Genomic DNA, 21,287 nt, shown 5'->3' on the forward strand with positions numbered 1-21,287 from the left:
CGTAGGGTGCCTGCGTGACTGCGCCTCTGAGTTCCGACAAATCCCGTGCCGCGCTGCGGATATCCGCGCGGGTTTCCGCCGAGTTGCTGCTGGTGTTCGCCATGTCCGCCGTGGCGTTGTGGTTGCTGGGCCGGATGTGGTCCGTGGTGTGGCCGCTGGTGGTCGGACTGCTGCTGACCACGCTGACCTGGCCCGCGGCCCGGTTCCTGCGCCGGCGCGGGTGGCCGCCCGCGCTGGCCGCGTCGGTCGTGACCGTGCTGTTCCTGCTGATCGCCGTCGGAGTGGTGGCGCTGATCGCCGTGCCGGTGGCGTCCCAGTCCGGGGAGCTGACGGACGGTGTCGTGGAGGGCATCCAGCGGCTGCGCGAGTGGGCCGCCGGGCCGCCCCTGAACATCGGGGACGCGCAGATCAACAAGGCCTTCGACAGCGCGGTCTCCCGCGCCCAGGAAGGCGTCGGCAGCATGGTGGGCGCTGTCGTCACGGGCGTGAGCACCGTGGTGAACGGCGTCGTCACCGCCGTCCTCGCGCTCTTCCTGATGTTCTTCTTCCTCAAGGACGGCCCGCGGTTCCTGCCGTGGCTGTCCCGTCAGCTGCCCGGCCGGCTCGCCACCGACGTCCCGGCCGTGTTCGACCGCGGCTGGGCCACCCTGGGCGCCTTCGTACGGTCCCAGGCGGCCGTGGGTCTGCTCGACGCCGTCCTGATCGGCCTGGGGCTGTGGATCCTGGGTGTCCCGCTGGTGCTGCCGCTGGCGGTGCTGACCTTCGTCTCGGCGTTCGTGCCGATCATCGGCGCCCTGTTCGCCGGCTTCGTCGCGGTGCTCATCGCGCTCGTGTCCAACGGTCTGACGGACGCGCTGATCGTGCTGGTCATCATCGTCGTGGTGCAGCAGCTCGAGGGGAACGTCTTCCAGCCCATGATCCAGAGCCGGGGGCTCGGCCTGCACGCGGCCGTGGTGCTGCTCGCGGTGACCCTGGGCGGCAGCCTGGCCGGCATCGTGGGCAGCCTGCTCGCCGTGCCCGTGGCCGCGCTGATCGCCGTGGTCTGGAACTACGTGCGTGAACAGCTCGTCGATCGGGCGGGCGAAGCGGGGACCGACGAGGCGACCGCCGGCGGGCCGGGGACCGACGAGCCGGACTCCGGAGCCGCCGTCCCGTCGTAGCGGCACCGCCGCAGGGCTTCGCGGGCGGCATCGACGCGCGAACGGCCCCGCTCAGGTCGCGGGGCCTCTCCTCGCTTGCGAGTCTGCAGGCGGAAGGAGCGCCGCTACATGAACTCTGTCACCGCGTCACCCGTGCGCCTGGAGGCGTCCGTCGATCCCCGCCTGTCCCGCTGGATGTGGCTGGTGAAGTGGCTGCTGGCCATCCCGCACTACATCGTGCTGGTGTTCTTGTGGATCGGATTCGTCGTCGTCACCGTGATCGCCTTCTTCGCGATCCTGTTCACCGCCCGGTACCCGCGGTCCCTCTTCGACTACAACGTCGGCGTGCTGCGCTGGAACTGGCGGGTCAGCTACTACGCGCACACCGCCCTCGGCACCGACCGGTACCCGCCGTTCACCCTCGCCGACGTGCCCGACTACCCGGCGCACTTCGACGTCGTCTATCCCGAGAGGCTGTCCCGCGGACTGGTGCTGGTGAAATGGTGGCTGCTGGCGATCCCGCAGTACATCGTGGTCGCGATGTTCATCGGGAGCGGCTGGGGCAGTGGGGACGACTGGCCCGGCGGCGGGCTGATGCCGTTCCTCTCCCTGGTGGCCGTGGTCATCCTGCTCTTCACGGCCCGCTACCCGCGGCACCTCTTCGACTTCCTGATCGGCCTCGCCCGCTGGGCGGCCCGGGTGACGGCCTACTCCGCGCTGCTGACAGACCAGTACCCGCCGTTCCGGCTGGACCAGGGCGGGCAGGAGCCCCCGTCGGCGTCGCCCCCGGCATCGCCCCCGGTCTCCCCGCTGACCAAGCCCTGACCGGACCAAGACCCGCCTTTGGCCTTGTCACCGCAAGAGCGCGCAATCCGCAGCGGAAGCGTTTCCTCCCGCCCTACGCTCCCTCGCATGGTTCTCAGACGAGCGTTACAGCTGATCATGGTCATCGCTCTGGCCCTCGCGGGGGCGGTCCAGGGCGGAGTGAGCACGGCACGGGCGGAGGGGAACGGGACGTCGACCGGGCGGCAACTGCTGTTCTACAACCACGCCTACGGTGTGCTCGACCGGGCGACCGCGGACGCCATCGAGCACTCCCCGTATCTGCGGGACTTCGCCGACTTCCAGGTCCGCACCACCACCGGTTCCGGCGGGCAGACCTGGACCGGCCGCTATCTGATGGGGCGCGAGACCTACTTCGAGCTGTTCGGGGTGGGTGACGTGCCCGGCAAGGACGGCACCCTCGGCTCCACCGGCCTGGGCGTGTCCACCGAGCGCGCCGGTGACCTGCCCACGGTGATCGAGCGGCTGCGCAAGGCCGGGATCAGCGACGCGGTCGAGTTCCGGCAGACCCGCGACTTCGGCGACGGCGTCCCCGTGCCCTGGTTCGACGCGGTCTTCACCACCGGCGAGTACGACCTCTTCGGCGCCTGGGGGATGGAGTACCGGCCGGAGTACTTCGCCGACCCGCGCGGCAATACCGAGCCCGCCTCCCACCCCGGTGACGTGGGCCGGGAGCGCTACCTGCCCGACGCCTACCGCGACCACCTGATGCGGGACGTGACCGGCATCCGGCTCGCGGTGACCGCACGGGACCTCGCCAACACGCTGCCGCTGCTGAAGGCCGGCGGTTTCGCGGTCCGGTCCCTGCCGGGCGGGGGCGCCGTCGCGAAGGGCGGCGGCACGACGATCCGGTTCGACTCCGTGCCCCTGGACCAGGTGGGTCTCCGGCAGATCGAGATGTCGCTGAACCACCCGGTGTCGTACCGGCACGTGGAGCGGATCGGCCACTCTGCCCTGGTGGTCGGCCCGGGGTCCCGCGCGGTGTGGACCTTCGAGGAGCAGGACCGGCCGAGCGCCGGGCAGGACCAGGCACGCTCGAACGCCGGTCAGGCCCAGGACCGGCCGAGCGCCTTCTAGGACGGAGGCTCAGCCCAGCCTCTCCGCCAGGAACTCCTCCCAGGTCCGCTTCCCCGCCTCCGCCCCCGCCGGCGCCAGGTTCGCCCCCGCCCGGTACGCCCGCCCCGCCTTCCCGGGGATGCGCACCGGCAACATGGGGCGGCGCCTGCCGGTCCGGCGGAGGTAGGGGCGGGCCAGGGCGGCGAGGTCGTAGAGGTGCGGTCCGGCCAGGTCCGGGACCAGGCCGGACGGGGTACCGAGGGTCAGTTCCACGAGGCGGGCGGCGACCTCGCGCGCGTCGACCGGCTGGAGCCGCATGCCGCCCGGGACCGGGAACACCGGCAGCTTCGCCATCTTCTCGACCATGGTCAGCACGAGGTCGTGGAACTGGGCCGCGCGCAGGATCGTCCACGGGATGCCTGAGTCGGCGACGGCACGCTCCGACTCCAGTTTCGTCCGCATCCAGGCCAGCGGGACCCGGTCCGCGCCGATGACCGAGACGTGGACCAGGTGCCGTACGCCGGCCCCGGACGCGGCGCGGACCAGGGCGCGGGTCGCCCGGTCGTCACCCTTGGGGCCGCCCGCCAGGTGCAGCACGGTCTCCACCCCGTCGACGGCGGCCTCGACGCCCTCGTCCTTCAGCAGGTCGCCGGTGACGTGGTCGATGCCGTCCGTGGCGGGGCGGGTGTGCCGGGTGAGGATCCGCACGTCGTGGCCGGACGCGCGCAGGAGCGGGACGACGTGGGCGCCGAGGGTGCCCGTGCCGCCGGTGACCAGGATCGGTGCTGTCATGACTGCTCCCCAGCTCTTTCATCGGGTGATGTCGCCTTCGCCGGTATGACGCGCGGCCGCCACCGGATGTGACGAGCAGGGGAGCGGACGGCTCAGCCGCCGCTGCCGTAGGGCCTCGTGATGATCTCCAGGCGGTGGCCGTCGGGGTCGTCGAAGTAGGCCCCCCGGCCGCCGTCGTTGTGGTTGATCTCGCCGGGGCGGCTGTGGAACGGGTCCGCCCAGTAGGTCAGGCCGGCCTGCCGGATACGGTCGAAGATCTCGTCGAACTCGTCCTCCGAGACGAGGAAGGCGTAGTGCTGCGGCGTGATGGCGCCGGGGCTGTCCATGAAGTCCAGCGTCACGCCGTTGGAGATCTCGACCGGGAGGAACGGACCGTAGGGCGGGCTCACGTCGAGCCCCAGGAGGTCGGCGAGGAACCGGGCCGAGGCGCGTTTGTCGTGGGCGACGACGATGGTGTGGTTGAGCTGCACGGTCATGGCGGCCTCCCCTGGCGTACGTGGCGGCGGACCCCTCTGGTGCACTCCCCCACGTGTACCCCGCGCGCACCCCGTCGTGCATCACGAACGAACAGCCCTGAGGGCCCCGGCGCGCGGCCGGGGCCCTCAGGGCTGTCTCACTTGGGGGGTGGGGTCAGATCGTCGCCGTGTCGATCACGAACCGGTAGCGCACGTCGCTGGCCTGGACCCGCTCGTACGCCTCGTTGATCTGGTCGCCGCGGATCAGCTCGATCTCGGCGCCGAGGCCGTGCTCGGCGCAGAAGTCCAGCATCTCCTGGGTCTCCGCGATGCCGCCGATCATGGAACCGGCGAGGGTCTTGCCGCCACCGATCACCGAGAAGAGGTTGAGGGAGACGGGCTCCTCGGGGGCGCCGACGTTGGCCAGCGTGCCCTCGGTCTTCAGCAGCGACAGGTAGGCGTTGAAGTCCAGCGGGGCGGACACCGTGGACACGATCAGGTCGAACGTGCCGGCCAGCTCCTCGAAGGTCTTCGGGTCGCTGGTGGCGTAGTAGTGGTCCGCGCCCAGCCGCAGGCCGTCCTCCTGCTTGCGCAGGGACTGCGACAGCACGGTCACCTCGGCGCCGAGGGCGTGGGCGATCTTGACGCCCATGTGGCCGAGGCCGCCCAGGCCGACGACCGCGACCTTCTTGCCGGGGCCGGCGCCGAAGCGGCGCAGCGGGGAGTAGAGGGTGATGCCGGCACACAGCAGCGGTGCGGCGACGTCGAGCGACAGGCCGTCGGGGATGCGGACGACGAAGTTCTCGTCGACGACGACGTTCTCCGAGTAGCCGCCGTAGGTGGGCTCGCCGTCCTTGCCGATGCCGTTGTACGTCGGGACGTTGCCCTGGACGCAGTACTGCTCACGGCCGGCCTTGCAGTTCTCGCACTCGCGGCAGGAGTCGACCATGCAGCCGACGCCCACGCGGTCGCCGACGGCGAACTTCGTGACGCCCGGGCCGACCGCGGAGACGACACCGGCTATCTCATGGCCGGGGACCATCGGGAAGATCGCCTCGCCCCAGCCCTCCTGGGCCTGGTGGATGTCGGAGTGGCAGATGCCGGCGAACTTGATGTCGATCAGGACGTCGAACTCGCGGACCTCGCGGCGCTCGATGGTGGTGCGCTCCAGCGGAGCCTTGGGAGCGGGAGCGGCGTACGCAGCAACAGTGGTCATGCCGGGGGTTCTCCTAGCGGGGTTCTGTGCCCGGCTGCCTTCTGGATCTTCTGACCGGGCACGATCACCAGCCTGCCGGATCCGTGCGTACTCACCCAGACCACGGTTTTGCGTACGCACACGGTGCGTACCACTGGCGGGGTCAGGCTCGTGTGCCTACGACCAGGAATACTGGACGGCATGGACGAACAGCCCGAACCCGCACAGACGGCCGGTGGCGGCCTGGACCGGCGCGCCGAGCTCAGTGAGTTCCTGCGCACCCGGCGGGCCCGGCTGAAGCCCGAGGACGTGGGGCTGCCCGACTTCGGGCGGCGGCGGGTGCCCGGGCTGCGCCGCGAGGAGCTGGCGCAGCTGGCCGGGGTGTCCGTGGCGTACTACACGCGGCTGGAGCAGGGCAACGGCCGCAACGTCTCCGCGGAGGTGCTGGACGCGATCGCGCGCGCCCTGCGGCTGAGCGACGCCGAGCACGCGCACCTGATGCACCTGGCGAAGCCGAAGCAGAACAAGAAGAAGCCGGTGGCGCGCAGCCAGCAGGTTCGGCCGGCGCTGCGGCATCTGCTGGACTCCATCGAGTCCGTCCCGGCGTACGTCGTCGGGCGCCGCTCGGACATCCTGGCCTGGAACCGGATGGCGTCGGCCCTCTTCGGCGACTGGGCGGAGGTGCCGGCCCAGGAGCGGAACTGGGCGCGGCTGGTGTTTCTGCGGCCCGAGTACCGCGAGCTGTTCGTCGAGTGGGACCAGAAGGCGTCCGACATCGTCGGCTACCTGCGCATGGACGCGGGCTGCCACCCGGACGACCCGCGGCTGTCCGCCCTGGTGGGCGAGCTGTCGGTGAAGAGCGAGGAGTTCCGCCGCCTCTGGGCCGCCCACGACGTCAAGGAGAAGAGCTACGGCGTCAAGCGCATGCGCCACCCGCTGGTCGGCGACCTGACCCTGTCCTTCGAGACGTTCCGCCTGGTCGACGACGGCGAGCAGTCCCTGATCACCTACCACGCGGAACCGGACAGCCCGTCGGCGGAGGCCCTGCGCCTGCTGGCCAGCTGGGGAGCGGACGCGACCCGCTCGGGCACCAGGGCTTCGACGCCGTCGGAGTGAGAGGCCCCCGTGCCTTCCCACCGTCGCCCCGCCTCAGTCCACGACGCCCAGGTCCTCCCGCATCAGCCTCCGCATCGCGGACAGCCGTGGTTCGGCCTCCTTCAGGTCGACCAGGGCGCCCTCCGCGCTCTCGCCCTCCCGGGCCACGCCGCGGTCGAGTCGCTTGACCGCCGCGTCGATGCCCGCGAGGACCTCGTTGACGGACCGCGAGGCGTCGAGGATGCGCTCCGGCACGATCATCTGGGCCTGCGCGTACCGGTCCCGGTAGTCGCGCCGCGTCTCTTCGAGCTGGTCGCGCTCGGCGTCGCCGTAGACCCCGTCGCGCAGGCGGTGCAGGGCGTCCTTCAGGAGGGTGTGGAACTGGCGTGAGGCCCTGTTCATGGCCGTGTACGCGTCCCTGCGCTCCTCGAACCGCCGTCGCTGCTCCTCGGCCCGGGTCTCCTCGTCCCGCTGCCGTGCGGAGAGCCGCTGGCCGAGCACCGGCGCGAAGAGTGTGCCGAGGACGCCCACGACGGCGGTGATCATGGCGGTCACGGCGGCGGTCATGCGAGGACCCTACTGACGCGGCAGGCCCGCCGGAAGCCGAGGCTTCCGACGGGCCGTCAACGCGCGTGCGCTACCGCTTACTTGCCGTAGTACGCGTTGTAGATCGAGATCGTCGACTTGTTGCCCTTCTTGTCGGCGATCTTGGCGTGGAAGGAGATGGCCTTCCCCTTCGCCGGGTTCTTGACGCTCACCTTGCCGTCCTTGACGGTGAGCTTCTTCCAGGTCTTGCCGTAGTCGTACGACACGTACACCGACAGCGACTTCAGGTTGCCGCCCTTGGCCGCGCCCTCGACGGTGACCGGGACCTTGACGGTCTTGTCGGCCGGGGCCTTGCTGTCCAGACCCGTGGTCGCGCCGAAGCGGGCCGTGGAGACGGGCAGCTTGGTGATGCCGCTGGTCTTCTTCGAGCGGAACGTCCAGCTGGCATCGACGCGAGTGGAGGCCGCGGCGACCTTGACGCTCCGCTTGACCGACGTCGTCAGCTTGTACTCGGCGTCGGCGGCCGGGACCTTGAACTGCTTGTCACCGAACAGCGGGTCGTCGTTGCTGCCGACCTTGGTGCCGTTGCGGTGCAGGGTCGTGTCGACCGCGGAGAACTTCGAGTAGCCCACGTTGCCCTTGCCGTCGGCGAACAGCGGCAGGGAACCGTAGATCTGGTTGCCCTCACGGATGACACCGAAGTCGCCGGTCAGGCGCGGCCCGAAGACGGCCGTGTTGACGGTCTTGGAGTAGCTCTTGCCGGCGGCGAACGTGTGCGTGCCCATCGCGTAGGCGGCCTCGTCGACCGGGAAGCCGTCCTCGTCCACACCTCCGGACTGGGCGAACTCGAGCTGCCACTTCACGCCGCCCTGGGCGGACAGGTGGATCGTCCGGGTGCCGGGCAGGGCCTGCTGCATGCCGATCGAGGAGGCGCTGGAGCTCCACGGCATCCAGCCCACCGCGTTGACCGAGCCCTTCTTGCCGCTCGCCGATGCGCCGAGACCGGCCTTCACCGTGGCGAGCTCGCTCGCCTTGTAGTGCTTGGTGAATCCGGTGGCGAGCTGCTTGACCTTGCCGCCGGCGACGACGTTGTACTCCTCGTTGGCGCCCTTGGACCAGTGGCCGTCCCACTGCTGGGTCACCGAACCGTCGGTGATCTGCGGGCCGACGTGGGCGGTGCGGAAGTTGTCGTAGGAGTCCAGCCACCAGCCGAAGCCGTAGCTGGTGTCATCGGTCTCCACCGTGTAGTCGGCCGAGGCGAACTCCGACGTGACGCCGGTGGCCGGGACGGTGATGTCCACCGGCTTGGCCTTGCGGGCGTCCAGCGTGATCGTCGTGTTCTTGCCGACGTTCAGCTTGGGCTGGGCGAGCCAGTCGGCGCCCTCGAACTTCTCCGGGTCGTCGCCCGCGTAGATGCTCGTGTTGAGGATGTAGGTGCCCTTGGGGACACGGGCGGTGACGGTGCCGTCCTCGTCGTACGGCGCGGCCCCCTTGCCCTTGCCCAGGCCCGCGATCCCGGTCAGGTCGGCGCTGTAGTTCTTCGCCGCCTTGCCGTCGCGGTCGAGGAACTTCAGCGTCACGTCGTACGACTCGACCTCGCGCTGCACCGCCGCCGCCGTGCGGACGGTCTGGCCGCCGCCCGTCGCCGTCACGTACGCCGAGTACGCGCCGTCGACCGTGCCGCCCAGCTTCGTGTTGACGGTGAACGGCACGGAGGCCTTGCCGCCGGCCGGGACCGTCACCGAGGTGGCGCCGAGTTTGAAGAAGCCGGACGGGACGGCCTGGCCCTTGGGGTTGGTGGCCGTCGACGTCAGCTTCAGCGTGACGTCCTTCGTACCGAGATTGCGGTACGTCAGCTCCTTGGTGACCGGCTTGTCGTCGGTGTGCGGCCACTGCTGCACACCGAAGCTCACCGAGACCGGCTCGGCGATCACGGACTGCTTGATGGCCTTGTCGACCTGGATCCGGCCCGAACCCTGTTCGAACGGGGTGTACTTGCCGCCCTTGGTGGAGCCGGTGAGGGCGCCCTTGAGCTCGGCGTACTTCCAGTCCGGGTGCTGCTGCTTGAGGATCGCCGCCGCGCCCGCGACATGCGGGGTCGCCATCGACGTACCGGAGATCGACATGTAGCCGGCCGGCTTCTCGCCGACCTCCTGGGCTATCTGGTTGCCCGGGGCGGAGGCCGCGGTGATGTCCACGCCGGGCGCGGTCACGTCGGGCTTGAGGGCGCCGTCCATGCCGGGGCCGCGGCTGGAGAAGTCGGCGAGCTTGTCCTTGTCGTCGACGGCGCCGACGGTCAGGGCCGCGGCGGCGCTGCCCGGGGAGCCGATGGTCTGCTCGCCGAAGTCGCCCTCGTTGCCGGCCGCGATGGCGAACAGGACGCCCTTCTCGTCGGACAACTTGTTCACCGCCGCTTCCAGCGGGTCGATCGCGGGCGTGTCGCCGCCGCCCAGGCTCAAGTTGATGACGTCGGCGCCCTCGGCGGCGGCCCACTCCATGCCGGCGAGGATCTCGGAGTCGCTGCCGAAGCCGCCGTCGTCGAGGACCTTGCCGTTGAGGATCTTCGCGCCGGGCGCGACACCCTTGTACGTACCGCCGGACTTCTTGCCCGTGCCGGCCGCGATGGAGGCGACATGCGTGCCGTGGCCGACCTTGTCGGAGGCGTCGGGCGCGGTGGTGAAGTTCTTGGCGCCGACCACCTGGCCCTTGAGGTCGTCGTGGGTGGCGTCGACACCGGTGTCCAGGACGGCGATCTTGGTGCCCTTGCCGTCGTAGCCGGCCGACCAGGCCTTGGGTGCGCCGATCTGCGGGACGGACTTGTCGAGGCTGGCCTTGCGGACGCCGTCGAGCCAGACGTGCGCGATCCCGGCGGCGGTCTTCTGGCCGTTGGTGACCGCGTCCCAGAGTTCGGGCGTGTCCTGCCGCGGCGTCTGCACCGCGTCCGCGTTCACGGACTTCAGCGCGCGGCTCAGGGTGCCGGCCTCACGGACGTCGGCCTTGGTCGCGGCGGCGCTGCCCTGGTAGCCGACGATGACCTTCAGGCCCTTCTTCTGGGCCTTGCGGGTCGTGGACTTGTTGAGCTCGGTGACGTCGAAGAGCCGTTGGTCGAGCTTGCCGCTGGCGACCAGGCGGGCCGCGTCGGCCGGGATGACGAGGGTGTGGCCGTCGACCTTGCGGATCTGGGCGGGGACGTTCTCACGGCCCTTGGCGTGTTCCAGGCCGATGACGCGGCCCTTGGCGTCCAGGACGACTCGGTCGCCGGTGATGAGTGTGATGCGGTGCTTGGCGGTAAGGGACGCCGGCTTGGCGGACGGTGCCGCCTGCTCGCCGTTGGCCGAGGCCGGGCTGGTCATACCCGCCGCCAGAGCCACGGCCGCCGCTGTCGCGACGGTGGCCGCGTACGCCCTTTTCACTTGTCTGTGCAAGTTTCCCCCTTGCAGAAGAACCGGGTGAATTCCCCGTTCACCCGGCCGGGGGTGGTCTCGCACGCATGCCCGTACGCCCCCGGAATACGCAGTATGCCGAGGGGTGATCAGGTGCTCAATAGATGAGAGGTCGGTAAGAATTCCGTCGGCCGACTGTTACACGGCCGACGGAACTCCGTTACGCGGCCGCGTGGTTACGCACGCGCGTTCTCCTTGACAGAGATCCGGCCCTTGCGGATCGTCGCCACGCGCGGAGCCTTCTTCGCTATCGCCGAGTCGTGGGTGACCATCACGAAGCTGAGGCCGAGTTCCTCCCACATGCGTTCGAGTACGTCCATGATCTCGTCGCGCGTCGACTCGTCGAGATTGCCGGTGGGTTCGTCGGCGAGGAGCACCTTCGGCTGTTTCACCAGGGCGCGGGCGATGGCCACGCGTTGCTGCTGGCCCCCGGACATCTCGCCGGGCAGATGCGCGAGGCGCTCGCCGAGGCCCACCGACTTCAGTGCCTCGGCGGCCTGTTCGCGTCGCTGTTTCGGCTTCACGCCGAGCGGGACGAGGGCGGTCTCCACGTTTTCCTGCGCGGTGAGCGTCGGGATGAGGTTGAAGGACTGGAAGACGAAGCCGATGCTTTCGCTTCTCACCCGGGTCAGCCTCGCTTCCGGCAGTGCGGCGAGGTCGATGCCGTCCAGGACGACCTGTCCGGAGGTGGGGCGGTCGAGACCGCCGAGCATCTGGAGCAGTGTGGACTTTCCGCCGCCGGTGGGGCCCTGGATGACCAGTCGGTCGCCGTCGGGGATGGTGAGGTCGATGCCGTCGAGGGCCTGGACGGTGTCCTTGGACCGGGTGTAGTGCTTGGTGACGGCTCTGAGTTCGTACATGGTGGAAGGCTCCTGAATCTTCGAGTGGGGTGCGTGGGGGCTTGTCGCGCAGTTCCCCGCGCCCCTGAGGTCCGTGCTGGTGCCGTCGGCCTGAGAGGAACGCCTACTCCACCCGCCGCAGTGCGTCCGCCGGGCGCAGTCTGGAGGCCCGCCAACCACCGAAGGCCCCCGCGATCAACCCGCCCGTCACAGCCAGGGCCACCGCCAGGGCGATGGTCGTCAGGCTGACCGGAGCGGTGAGGGCGACGTCGAGGGTCCTCCCCGCGGCCTCACGGCCCGGGCCGCCCCCGATGCCCCCGAAGCCGCCACCGCCCGCTCCGCCTCCCCCGCCCAACTGCGCCTGCAGCGTGGGACTCACAGCCGTCACGGCGTACGCCCCCGCCAGCCCCAGCGCGATCCCGAGCGCACCGCCCACGAGGCCGTTGACCACCGCCTCGCCGACGACCTGCCGGGTCACCCGGCCCGACTTCCAGCCCAGCGCCTTGAGCGTGCCGAACTCGCGCACCCGGCGGGAGACCGCCGAGGACGTCAGCAGCCCGGCCACCAGGAACGCGGCCACGAGCACCACGACCGACAGCCACGTGCCGACGCTCGCGGCGAGGGAGGAGGCCGTGGCCAGGGAGCCGGAGACGGTGTCGGCGAGGTCGGCGGAGGTGGTGACCGTCGTGCCCGGGATGTTCTTGCCGATCTCCGACTTGACGCTGTCGATCCGCTGCGAGTCGGTGGCCTTGACGTAGATCGTCGTGACCTTGTCCTTGACGTCGGCGAGCGTCTGGGCCCGCTTCAGCGGGATGTAGAGGTCGGCGGCCGCGTCCCCGCTGTCGGCCGTGGCGATGCCGACCACCTTGAACTTCGTGCCCTTGACGGTGACGGTGGACCCGGCCTTGAGCTTCTTCTCCTTGGCATACGCCGCATCCGCGACGGCGACCTCCGCGTTCGTCTCGCCCGTCGTGAAGGCACGGCCGCTGGTGATCTTCGAGGAGGTCAGCGGGCCGAGGGCCGGCTTGGTGACGTCGGTGCCGTAGACGGAGTAGCTGTTGACGTCGAAGTCGGCGCCGCCGCCCTCCACCCGGCCCTGCGGCGAGGGCTGGGCCCCGCCCCGGCCACCGCCCTGTCCGCCGCCGCTCTCCCCCTGCTCGAACCGGCCGCGTGTGAAGGCCCCGCTGACCTTGACGACCTGGAGGCTCAGCCCGCCCACGGCGTCCGCGACACCGCTCTGCGCGTCGACCTCGCCCACCGTCGTACCCGCCAGCGTCTGGAAGCCCTGCACCATGACGCGGTCGCTGCTCTGCTCACCGCCCGAGTCGTCGTCCTGGGCGTCGAAGCGGAAGCGCGGCCGTTCGGAGCTGCTCCCGGCCGGCGCCGCGGACTTGGTGACGGTCATGTCCGTGCCCAGTCCGTACAGCGACCGGAGGACCTTGTCCTGCGCCCTGCCCATACCGGCGGACACGGAGGTGACGACGATGACCAGCGCGATACCGAGCGCGAGTCCGGAGGCGACGACGAGGGCCGCCTTTCTGCGGCGGCGCAACTCGCGCCTCAGGTAGGTGAAGAACATGGCGGCAAGCTAAGGACGGTCCGTGATGAGGGCTTGAGCCGCGCATAAGAGCTGGATGAGAAGAGACGAGCACCCGGCGGCGAAAGGCCGCCGCCCACCCCGTGTGTCCGGGATGGGCGGCGGCCTTTCGTCAGGGGAGCCGGCGGATCGTCAGACCGCGGAACCGGCCTTCCAGTCGGCCCAGCTCATGTTCCAGCCATTGAGGCCGTTGTCCGGCGCGACCGTCTTGTCGCCGGTGTTCTCGACGACCACCACGTCGCCGAGCATCGAGTTGTTGTAGAACCACGCGCCCGGCGTGTTCGGGTCGTTCGCACCCTTGGCGTCCTGCAGGCCGACGCAGCCGTGGCTGGTGTTCACGCTGCCGAAGATGGACTTCGCGCCCCAGTAGTTGCCGTGGATGAAGGTGCCCGAGCTGGAGAGGCGGATGGCGTGCGGCACGTCCTTGATGTCGTACTCGCCCTTGCCGTCGTCGTCCGTGAAGCCCACGGTCGCGCCGTTCATGCGCGTCTCCTTGAACTTCTCGGACATCACCATGATGCCCTCGTACGTCTTGTTCTCGGGCGAGCCGGCGGAGATCGGGATCGTGCGGACGGTCTTGCCGTCCTGCGTGATCTTCATCTTCTTGGTCTTCGCGTCGACGTACGAGACCTGGTTGCGGCCGATCTTGAAGGTGACCGTCTTCTGCTGGACGCCGAAGACGCCCTTGGCTCCCTCGACGCCGTCGAGCGCGAGCTTCAGCGTGACGGTGGAGCCTTCCTTCCAGTAGTCCTCGGGCCGGCAGTCCATGCGGTTGGCGTTGAACCAGTGGCAGGCGACTTCCTGGCCCCCGGTCGTGCTGACCTTGATGCCCTTCTGGACCGCGGCCTTGTTGGTGATCGCCTTGTCGAAGTTGATCGAGACCGGCATGCCGACGCCCACGGTGGTGCCGTCGTCCGGCGTGAAGTTGCCGATGAAGCTGTTGGCCGGGGAGACCGTGGTGAACGAGGCGTTCTCGTGGGCGACGCGACCGTCGGAGTCCTTAGCCTCGGCCGCCAGCTTGTAGGTGGTGGACCGCTCCAGCTGGGCGGTCGGCTTCCAGCTGGTCTTGTCGGCGGATATCTGGCCGCTGACCTCGGTACCCTCCGACGTCGTCATTTTGACGTCCGTGAGCGTGCCCTTGCTCACGGTGACGGCGGCGGAGTTGTTGATGGAGGCGTTGTCGGAGCCGTCCTCGGGTGTGATCTTGATCTGGGCCTCGGAGGTCTTCTTCGCCGCGGCCTCGTCGACCTTCGACTGGGAGCTGTCGCCTCCGTCGCCCCCGGAGGCGCTGTCGTCGCCTCCGGAACACGCCGAGAGCATCAGCACTCCGCCGAGCAGTGCGGACGCGACCGTCAGGCCCTTGCGCCGCTTACTGACCGTCATCACACGCTTCTCCATCGTTGCCGATTTCCCCAAAACCCCGAGTGTCCCCGTCAAAAACCTGAGTGCCCCCGTCGGGACCCATGAGTCCTCGCCAGGACTCGTGAGTCCTCATCCGGAACCTTCAACGCTACGACCGGCTCATCCGGTTCCCCAGGTCGCGCAGGTGTGGGGATCACCACGTCCGTGACGGACGGGGCCGGTCGTTACGGGTGCGGCCGGTGCGCCACTTGAGACGCGAAGACCCCGGGCGGCGGTTGCCGCCCGGGGTCACGAGTCCCGGACAACTCAGCCGTCGCTGTCGTCGCCATCATCCTCGTCGAGGTCCCAGTCCGGCGAATCGGGGTCGTAGTCAATCCGTTCACTGCTCCAGGAGGCCTGCTGGAGCTCGACCCCCGGCACCTGGCTGACCAGGTCGAACGGGTCCACGAGGTACGCGAGGGCCTCCGCGGTGTCTTCCGTCACAGCGCTCTCGGCATGGGCCCGTTCCGCCGCCGGCAGCTCCGCCTCGTCGGCGATCCGGCGCAGCGCGGACTTGGTGACCGCGTCCGCGTCGTCGACTTCGAGAACGAGTTCAACCCGAAGCCGTACAAATCGTGATGTCTCTGGAGTGCTCATGGCGGGAGCGTACGTCCAGGCCCTCCCGTGACTTTCCCGTGACCCGCGACTTTCACTAACATCGCCCCACACGGCCAATTCGCCGACGTCACAAGGGGATCGATATTCCGTGTCATCCGCTCGCCGCCCGTTGCTGACCGCCACCGCCGCGGCGTCCCTGCTGGGCGCCCTGTGGTTCGTCCCGTCCGCGAACGCGACGTCGGACTCCCCGGTGAGAGACGCGGTCTCGACGAGCCCGTCGCCGCAGGTCACGGAGCAGGCCCGGATCGCGGCCACGACCGCGGACACCTCCGTCACCGGCACCCGCCTCGCCGACACCGGCAGCTTCGACAGCACGCCGTACGTGATCGGCGGGACCTTCTGCCTCACGCTCGGTGCGGGGTTCGTCGTGTACTCGGTGCGCCGGGAACGGCTCGGTTTCTGACGGTTGTTGACGCGGGGCCCCGCCGGCCGACGGAGCCCCTGTCGCCCTACTGGAGCGGCCCGGTGACCTTCTCGACCGCCGCCAGCAGCCGCCCGTCGCGCACGAACGCGTCCGCCGCGGCGAGGTCGGGCGCGAGGAACCGGTCCGGACCGGGCCCCTGGACTCCCGCCTCGCGTACGGCCTCGATGACCGCCTGCGACGCCGGCGCCGGGGTGAGCCCCTCACGCAACTCCACCGCGCGCGTGGCGGCGTAGAGCTCGATGGCGATCACACGGGTGAGGTTGTCGACGGCCGTGCGCAGCTTGCGCGCCGCCGACCAGCCCATCGAGACATGGTCCTCCTGCATGGCGGAGGACGGGATCGAGTCGGCGGACGCCGGTACGGCGAGCCGCTTCAGCTCGCTCACCAGCGCGGCCTGCGTGTACTGAGCGATCATCAGGCCCGAGTCCACACCGGCGTCGTCGGCGAGGAACGGCGGCAGGCCGTGGCTGCGGTTCTTGTCGAGCAGCCGGTCGGTGCGCCGCTCCGCGATGGAGCCGAGGTCGGCGGCGGCGATGGCGAGGAAGTCCAGGACGTAGGCCACGGGCGCGCCGTGGAAGTTGCCGTTGGACTCCACGCGCCCGTCGGGCAGGACGACGGGGTTGTCCACGGCGGCCGCCAGCTCGCGGTCGGCGACCAGCCGGGCGTGGGTCATGGTGTCGCGCCCGGCGCCGGCGACCTGCGGGGCGCAGCGCACCGAGTAGGCGTCCTGGACGCGCGGGGCGTCGTCCTGGTGGTGCCCGGTCAGGCCCGAGCCCTTCAGCACGGCCAGCATGTTGGCGGCGCTGGCTGCCTGCCCCGGGTGGGGCCGGATGGCGTGCAGTTCGGGTGCGAGGACCTTGTCGGTGCCGAGCAGGCCCTCCAGGGACAGGGCGGCGGTGACGTCGGCGGACCGGTAGAGCGTCTCCAGGTCGGCCAGGGCCATCACCAGCATGCCGAGCATGCCGTCGGTGCCGTTGAGGAGGGCCAGGCCCTCCTTCTCGCGCAGTTCGACCGGCTGGATGCCGTGCGCGGCGAGGAGTTCCGCGGCCGGGCGCACGACACCGTCGGGGCCCTCGGCGTCGCCCTCGCCCATGAGCGCCAGCGCGCAGTGGGACAGCGGCGCGAGGTCGCCGGAGCAGCCGAGGGAGCCGTACTCGTGCACGACGGGGGTGATCTGGGCGTTGAGGAGGTCGGCCATGGTCTGCGCGACCTCGGGCCGGACGCCGGTGCGCCCGGAGCAGACGGTCTTCAGCCGCAGGAACATCAGCGCGCGGACGACTTCCCGCTCCACGGCCGGGCCCATCCCGGCGGCGTGCGAGCGGACGATGTTGCGCTGGAGCTGTGCGCGCAGCTCCGGGCTGATGTGCCGGGTCGCCAGGGCGCCGAAGCCGGTGCTCACGCCGTACACGGGGTCCGGCTTGGCCGCCAGCGCTTCCACGATCTCGCGGGCCGCGGCGAGGGCGGCCACGGCCTCCTCGGAGAGCTCGACGCGGGCGCCGCCGCGCGCCACGGCGAGCACGTCGGACGCGGTCACCCCGGACGTCCCCACCACCACAGTGTGCATATCCATATTCAGGAGCGTACGCAGTGAATTCGATGATGTCACCACTGGGGGCGGCGTTCACCCCTTACCGAATGCGTCACATCCCGGTCACGGTCCCACCCCCGGTCCCGGTCCCACCGCCTCGCCGGGGTCACACCACCCGGCCGGGGTCAGGGCGCGTGCCGCCCGCGGAACCGCCGGCGCTCTCCGCCCTCGTCCTGGGACGGCTCGTCCGCGAGCCGCACGACGGGATCGTCGGGACCGGCCCGCCCCGCCACCACCGGCTTCACCGCCCGCTCGGCCTTGGCCCGGTACTGGGCGGCGTCGGCGAGCCGGAACAGCCGCCGGGCGGAGCGCACCGGCCCGATCGGGTCCTCGGTGGACGCGACCCCGCAGGCCACCCCGTCCCCGAGCTCCAACTCGGAGGCCCTGCGGCACAGTTCACCGGCCGCCTTCACGACCTGGTCGGCGGGCGGCCCGACCGCGAGCAGACAGAACTCGTCCCCGCCGAGCCGCGCGGCCAGCGCCCCCGGCAGCATGGCGCCGCAGAGCGACAACACCGACCCGAAGCGCTCCAGGAGCCGGTCCCCGGCGGCGTGCCCATGGGTGTCGTTGACCCGCTTCAGCCCGTTCAGATCGCAGACGACGAGACTCACGGCGGTGTCGTCCCGGCGGTGCCGCTCGATCGCCCGCTCCAGGCGCACGTCCACGGCGCGGCGGTTCGCCAGCCCGGTGAGGGAGTCGGTGAAGGCGAGCCGCCGGGCCTCCTCCAGCCGCTCGGTCTGGGCGATGCCGGCGGCCACGACGGAGGCCAGGACCGTGGCGAAGTCGGCGTCGCCGCGCCCGAAGACGGCCTCACCGGCCGGGCGGGCGACATACAGCTCGCCCCAGGCCCGCCCGTCCAGCACGATGGGCGCGACGACGCAGCAGCCGCGGCCCCGGCGGCGCAGAGCGGCGACCCGCTGATGGCAGTACCCGGGCTCCCGGCCGGCGGCGGGCCCCTCGGCGGTCTCCACCCACGCGTCGGGCTCCCCGCCTCCGGCCCACTGCTCGTGCAGGAACTCGGTGATCTCCGCGAACTGGTGCACCGGGTAGGCCTCGTCCTCGGGGAACTCCTCCTCGCCCTCGGCCAGCTCGCCGACGTTGACGAGGACCCTCAGCCGCCCGAGCTCGCGCTCCCAGACCGACAGCGCGGCGAAACTCCCACCCAGCGCACGGCACGCCCCGGTGGCCGCGGCACGCCACGCCTCACGCGACCCGTGCGCGGCCGCCATCCCCTGAGCCAACGCGACGACGGCCGTCAGCCGTCTGTCCTCACCCATCACTCCAGGCTAGGGAGTTTCCAGCCAGACTGACCTGTTTACGACGCGAACGGGGGCGACTGTTGTCACCGGGGTCCGCTCCGTGCTGTCACCAGGGTCCGCTCGGCCGCTACTCCCCCGGCCACCGCGGCGTGCGCCGCTCGTTGAAGGCCGCGACACCCTCCGCGCGGTCCCCCGAGAACGCCGTGGTCCGCCAGGCCGCGTCCTCGACCTCCAGTCCGGCCCGCAGATCCAGCCCCTGCCCGAGCCGTAGCGCCCGCTTCGCGGCCCGCAGCCCGACCGGGGAGTTCGCGGCGATCCGCCCCGCCAGCGCCAACGCCTCCTCCCGGTCACGCCCGTCCTCCACCAGCTGATCGACCAGCCCCAACTCGCGGGCCTCCACGGCCTCCACCCGCCGCGCGGAGAAGATCAGCTCGGCCGCCCGGGCCGCCCCGACCCGCCGCGGCAGCAGCTGCGTGCCCCCGCCCCCGGGGATCACCCCGACCGACACCTCCGGCAGTCCCACGACCGCCGTCCGGTCCGCCACGATCACGTCGCAGGCCAGCGCCAGCTCGAACCCGCCCCCGAGCGCGAACCCGTGCACCGCCGCCACCGTCGGCACCGGCAGTTCCAGCACCCCGGTGTACGCCCCGCGCGTCACCGGCCGCTGCCGCAGCAGATCCGCGTCACTGAAGGAGTTCCGCTCCTTCAGATCGGCCCCGACGCAAAAGGCCCGCTCGTGCGTCGAGGTCAGCACGACCACCCGGACGTCCCGGTCCTCCCCCAGCGCCGCACACGCCCCGGCGACGGACCGGGCCATCTCCGTCGACACGGCGTTCATGGCCTTGGGCCGGTCGAGGACGAGCTCCGCGACATGCCCCTGCTCATGCCGCCGCACCAGCACGAACTCCCCGAACCGTTCCTCACTCATGACACCCTCCGGTTAACGCGGGTTAACAAGGTCGACGCTCAGATCATCGCAGCCGCGCCCCACCCGCGAAAGAGCCGACGGGTCCGGTTCCCTCCACCACCCCCCGCCCACCCGTTCGAGTGACATCACCCCAACTCCGACCCAACCGCCCAAGGGAGCGCATAGCGTGCGTCCTCCACGGCGCGCAGGGGGCGCGAGTGCATCGGGGAGGGACCGTTTCGGGGAGGACCGTGATGACGACGCACACGACGGCGAAGCCGCGAGAGGACATCAGGGCCGCCACGGCCCCCCTCCGGCGTGAGCCGCCCGCGCCCCACGAGCCGGGCCCGGCCGAGGCCGCTCCCTTCCACCCCCGCGCCCGGGGCCGCCACCGCAAGCCCCGCCCCCGCAAGGTGCTGCTCGCCGCCGGCGGCCTCGCCGTCGCCGCAGGCGCCCTGAGCCTGCTGCGTCTGGCCTCCGGCCCCGGCACCGACGCCGGCAACGTCGAGGCCGGGCCCCGCCCGGACCCGGTCACCACCGCCACGGACGACGCCACCCGGACCGCCGCGACCTTCCCGGCAGCCCCCGACGCGAGCCCCTCGTCACCCACGGCCCTGGGCGGCCTGCCCCCGTCGCCGGTCACCAAGGGCGCGCGGCCGTCCCCCTCCGCCACGACCGGAACCCCGGCGGCCGCCACGGCCGCCGGTCCGGCGTCCACGACCATCCCCGACACGCTGAACACCCCCGCCCCGGCGCCCACGGCCTCGGGGGGCGGCGACGCCCCGCGCCCCGCTCCGCCCCCGCCCGCACCACCGAGCCGCACCACACCGGCGCCCCGGCCCGAGGAGCAGAAGAAGCCGCACGACCCGGGCCTGTGCGTGCCGGTGATCGGCCTGTGCGTGGACTCGCCGGTGGGCAGCCGCTGACAGCCGCCGATGACCGACGAGCGGCTACGGCGCCCCGTCCCGCCGCGTGAGCAGCCACGGCTCCACGACACCCAGGCCACGCACCGGCCGCTGCCACATCGGCTGCAGCCCGAACCGGTACACCGGGGGCTCCTCGCCCTCCTTCTCCGCCGCCGCGGCCTCCTCGGCCGCCTCCGCCTCCGAGGCCGGAGCGTCCTGCGTGCGGATCAGCTCCTCGGCGAAGGCGGTGTCGACGAGCACGGCGTCCTTCGGAGCTATCGAGGTGAGCCGGGAGGCCAGGTTCACGGTCGTACCGAACACATCACCCATTCGGGTGGTCACCGTGCCGAACGCCATGCCGACGCGCAGCTCCGGCATCGTCTCGTCGTGCGCCATGGTCTCGATCAGCCGCAGGGCGATCTCGGCGGCCGTGCCCGCGTCGTCGGCGGCGTAGAGCACCTCGTCACCGAGGGTCTTGATCAGGCGCCCGCCGTTCGCGGCCACCAGATCGGCGGCCGTGGTCTCGAAGGCCTCGACGAGCTCGCCGAGCTCCTCCTCCTCCATGCGGCGGGTCAGCCGCGTGAACCCGACCAGGTCGGCGAAGCCGACGGCGAGGCGCCGGTCGACCATCTCCTCGTCGTCGGCCGCCTGCACGACCCGCCCGGCCGAGGCGGCGAGCTGCCGGCGCCAGACGTAGACCAGGAACTCCTCCAGCTCGGGCAGGAGCAGCTCGACGATCGGATACGTGACCTCGGTGCGGGTCATGCCCGGCTCGGGCGGCTCGGTCAGCCCCTCCAGGAAGGAGTCGATCTGCCACTCGGCGAGCCGTGCGGTGGTCTGCCCGGTCGACCGGGCCACCTGTACGGCCATCGCCTCGCTCAGCAGCCCCGCCTCGACCAGACCGGCGAGACGCCGCAGGGCGAGGACGTCGGCCTCCGTGAGGGCCTTGGCCTGGCCGATGTCGGCAAAGCCCATGGCCCGCCAGAAGCGGGAGGCCAGTTCCATGGAGACACCGGCGCTACGGGCCGCCTGAAACGGGGTGTAGCGGCGCTCGGCGCCCAGGATGAGCCCTTCGAGGCGCAGGGCGAGCGGATCCTCGCCGGAGTCGGCGCCCTGCGCGTCCTCGCCGGAACCCGAGTCGTCGACGGTCACGCGTGTTGCCCTTCCGATCTGTCACGGTCATGT

At 71.1% G+C, this 21,287-nt stretch carries 19 protein-coding genes; 6 read left to right on the plus strand and 13 right to left on the minus strand.

Features of this window, described 5'->3' with window-relative positions; translation table 11 throughout:
• Positions 1-26: 26 nt before the first annotated feature.
• The 3 genes from BJ965_RS14095 (at position 27) to BJ965_RS14105 (ending at position 3,059) form a co-directional block, all read left to right on the plus strand.
• Complete coding sequence (locus BJ965_RS14095) at positions 27-1,160, plus strand: AI-2E family transporter (RefSeq protein WP_184917145.1); 1,134 nt, start codon at positions 27-29, stop codon at positions 1,158-1,160.
• A gap of 108 nt (positions 1,161-1,268) precedes the next feature.
• Complete coding sequence (locus BJ965_RS14100; RefSeq protein WP_184908962.1) at positions 1,269-1,964, plus strand: DUF4389 domain-containing protein; 696 nt, start codon at positions 1,269-1,271, stop codon at positions 1,962-1,964.
• A gap of 111 nt (positions 1,965-2,075) precedes the next feature.
• On the plus strand, positions 2,076-3,059 hold the full coding sequence (locus BJ965_RS14105; protein ID WP_184917148.1) for a DUF5829 family protein: 984 nt from the start codon (positions 2,076-2,078) through the stop codon (positions 3,057-3,059).
• 9 nt (positions 3,060-3,068) lie between these two features.
• On the opposite strand, the gene BJ965_RS14110 is transcribed toward BJ965_RS14105, so the two are convergent.
• The 3 genes from BJ965_RS14110 to BJ965_RS14120 form a co-directional block, all read right to left on the minus strand.
• Entirely contained in the window at positions 3,069-3,830 is a 762-nt protein-coding gene (locus tag BJ965_RS14110) for an SDR family oxidoreductase (protein ID WP_184908963.1), read from the minus strand.
• 92 nt (positions 3,831-3,922) lie between these two features.
• Positions 3,923-4,306, minus strand: coding sequence for a VOC family protein (locus BJ965_RS14115; protein WP_184908964.1), 384 nt, complete (start codon positions 4,304-4,306; stop codon positions 3,923-3,925).
• A gap of 154 nt (positions 4,307-4,460) precedes the next feature.
• Positions 4,461-5,501, minus strand: coding sequence for an NAD(P)-dependent alcohol dehydrogenase (locus BJ965_RS14120; protein WP_184908965.1), 1,041 nt, complete (start codon positions 5,499-5,501; stop codon positions 4,461-4,463).
• 180 nt (positions 5,502-5,681) lie between these two features.
• On the opposite strand from BJ965_RS14120, the gene BJ965_RS14125 reads away from it, so the two are divergent.
• Positions 5,682-6,596 (plus strand): helix-turn-helix domain-containing protein, encoded by a 915-nt coding sequence (locus BJ965_RS14125; protein ID WP_184908966.1) that lies wholly within the window; start codon positions 5,682-5,684, stop codon positions 6,594-6,596.
• A 33-nt stretch (positions 6,597-6,629) separates the two neighbouring features.
• Here the strand turns inward: BJ965_RS14125 and BJ965_RS14130 are convergent, their stop codons facing one another.
• The 6 genes from BJ965_RS14130 to BJ965_RS14155 all read right to left on the minus strand — a co-directional run bounded on the left by BJ965_RS14130 (position 6,630) and on the right by BJ965_RS14155 (position 14,998).
• Positions 6,630-7,142 (minus strand): hypothetical protein, encoded by a 513-nt coding sequence (locus BJ965_RS14130; protein ID WP_184908967.1) that lies wholly within the window; start codon positions 7,140-7,142, stop codon positions 6,630-6,632.
• A gap of 77 nt (positions 7,143-7,219) precedes the next feature.
• The gene (locus BJ965_RS14135) at positions 7,220-10,474 is read right to left on the minus strand and encodes a S8 family serine peptidase (RefSeq protein ID WP_221513778.1); all 3,255 of its coding nucleotides are present in this window, start codon (positions 10,472-10,474) and stop codon (positions 7,220-7,222) included.
• Between the two features lie 266 nt (positions 10,475-10,740).
• Positions 10,741-11,424, minus strand: a complete 684-nt coding sequence (locus BJ965_RS14140) for an ABC transporter ATP-binding protein (RefSeq protein WP_184908968.1) — start codon at positions 11,422-11,424, stop codon at positions 10,741-10,743.
• A 103-nt stretch (positions 11,425-11,527) separates the two neighbouring features.
• Entirely contained in the window at positions 11,528-12,982 is a 1,455-nt protein-coding gene (locus BJ965_RS14145) for an ABC transporter permease (protein ID WP_184908969.1), read from the minus strand.
• 150 nt (positions 12,983-13,132) lie between these two features.
• Positions 13,133-14,383 carry a L,D-transpeptidase gene (locus BJ965_RS14150; protein ID WP_184908970.1) on the minus strand — a complete coding sequence of 417 codons (1,251 nt, stop codon included), beginning with the start codon at positions 14,381-14,383 and terminating at the stop codon, positions 13,133-13,135.
• A 285-nt stretch (positions 14,384-14,668) separates the two neighbouring features.
• Positions 14,669-14,998, minus strand: coding sequence for a hypothetical protein (locus BJ965_RS14155; RefSeq protein WP_184908971.1), 330 nt, complete (start codon positions 14,996-14,998; stop codon positions 14,669-14,671).
• A 109-nt stretch (positions 14,999-15,107) separates the two neighbouring features.
• Here BJ965_RS14155 and BJ965_RS14160 point away from each other — a divergent pair, with 109 nt between their 5' ends.
• Positions 15,108-15,422 (plus strand): hypothetical protein, encoded by a 315-nt coding sequence (locus BJ965_RS14160; RefSeq protein ID WP_184908972.1) that lies wholly within the window; start codon positions 15,108-15,110, stop codon positions 15,420-15,422.
• A 46-nt stretch (positions 15,423-15,468) separates the two neighbouring features.
• On the opposite strand, the gene hutH is transcribed toward BJ965_RS14160, so the two are convergent.
• The 3 genes from hutH to BJ965_RS14175 form a co-directional block, all read right to left on the minus strand.
• Entirely contained in the window at positions 15,469-17,007 is a 1,539-nt protein-coding gene (gene hutH, locus BJ965_RS14165) for a histidine ammonia-lyase (protein ID WP_184917154.1), read from the minus strand.
• 149 nt (positions 17,008-17,156) lie between these two features.
• Positions 17,157-18,308: a GGDEF domain-containing protein gene (locus tag BJ965_RS14170; protein ID WP_184908973.1), complete on the minus strand. Its 1,152-nt coding sequence runs from the start codon at positions 18,306-18,308 to the stop codon at positions 17,157-17,159.
• A 109-nt stretch (positions 18,309-18,417) separates the two neighbouring features.
• Positions 18,418-19,218 carry an enoyl-CoA hydratase/isomerase family protein gene (locus BJ965_RS14175; RefSeq protein WP_184908974.1) on the minus strand — a complete coding sequence of 267 codons (801 nt, stop codon included), beginning with the start codon at positions 19,216-19,218 and terminating at the stop codon, positions 18,418-18,420.
• Between the two features lie 233 nt (positions 19,219-19,451).
• Here BJ965_RS14175 and BJ965_RS14180 point away from each other — a divergent pair, with 233 nt between their 5' ends.
• Positions 19,452-20,123: a hypothetical protein gene (locus tag BJ965_RS14180; RefSeq protein ID WP_184908975.1), complete on the plus strand. Its 672-nt coding sequence runs from the start codon at positions 19,452-19,454 to the stop codon at positions 20,121-20,123.
• A 24-nt stretch (positions 20,124-20,147) separates the two neighbouring features.
• Here the strand turns inward: BJ965_RS14180 and BJ965_RS14185 are convergent, their stop codons facing one another.
• Positions 20,148-21,254, minus strand: a complete 1,107-nt coding sequence (locus tag BJ965_RS14185; protein ID WP_142160202.1) for an adenylate/guanylate cyclase domain-containing protein — start codon at positions 21,252-21,254, stop codon at positions 20,148-20,150.
• Positions 21,255-21,287: the final 33 nt, after the last annotated feature.

The organism is Streptomyces luteogriseus (assembly GCF_014205055.1).
GTDB classification, from domain to species: Bacteria; Actinomycetota; Actinomycetes; order Streptomycetales; family Streptomycetaceae; genus Streptomyces; species Streptomyces luteogriseus.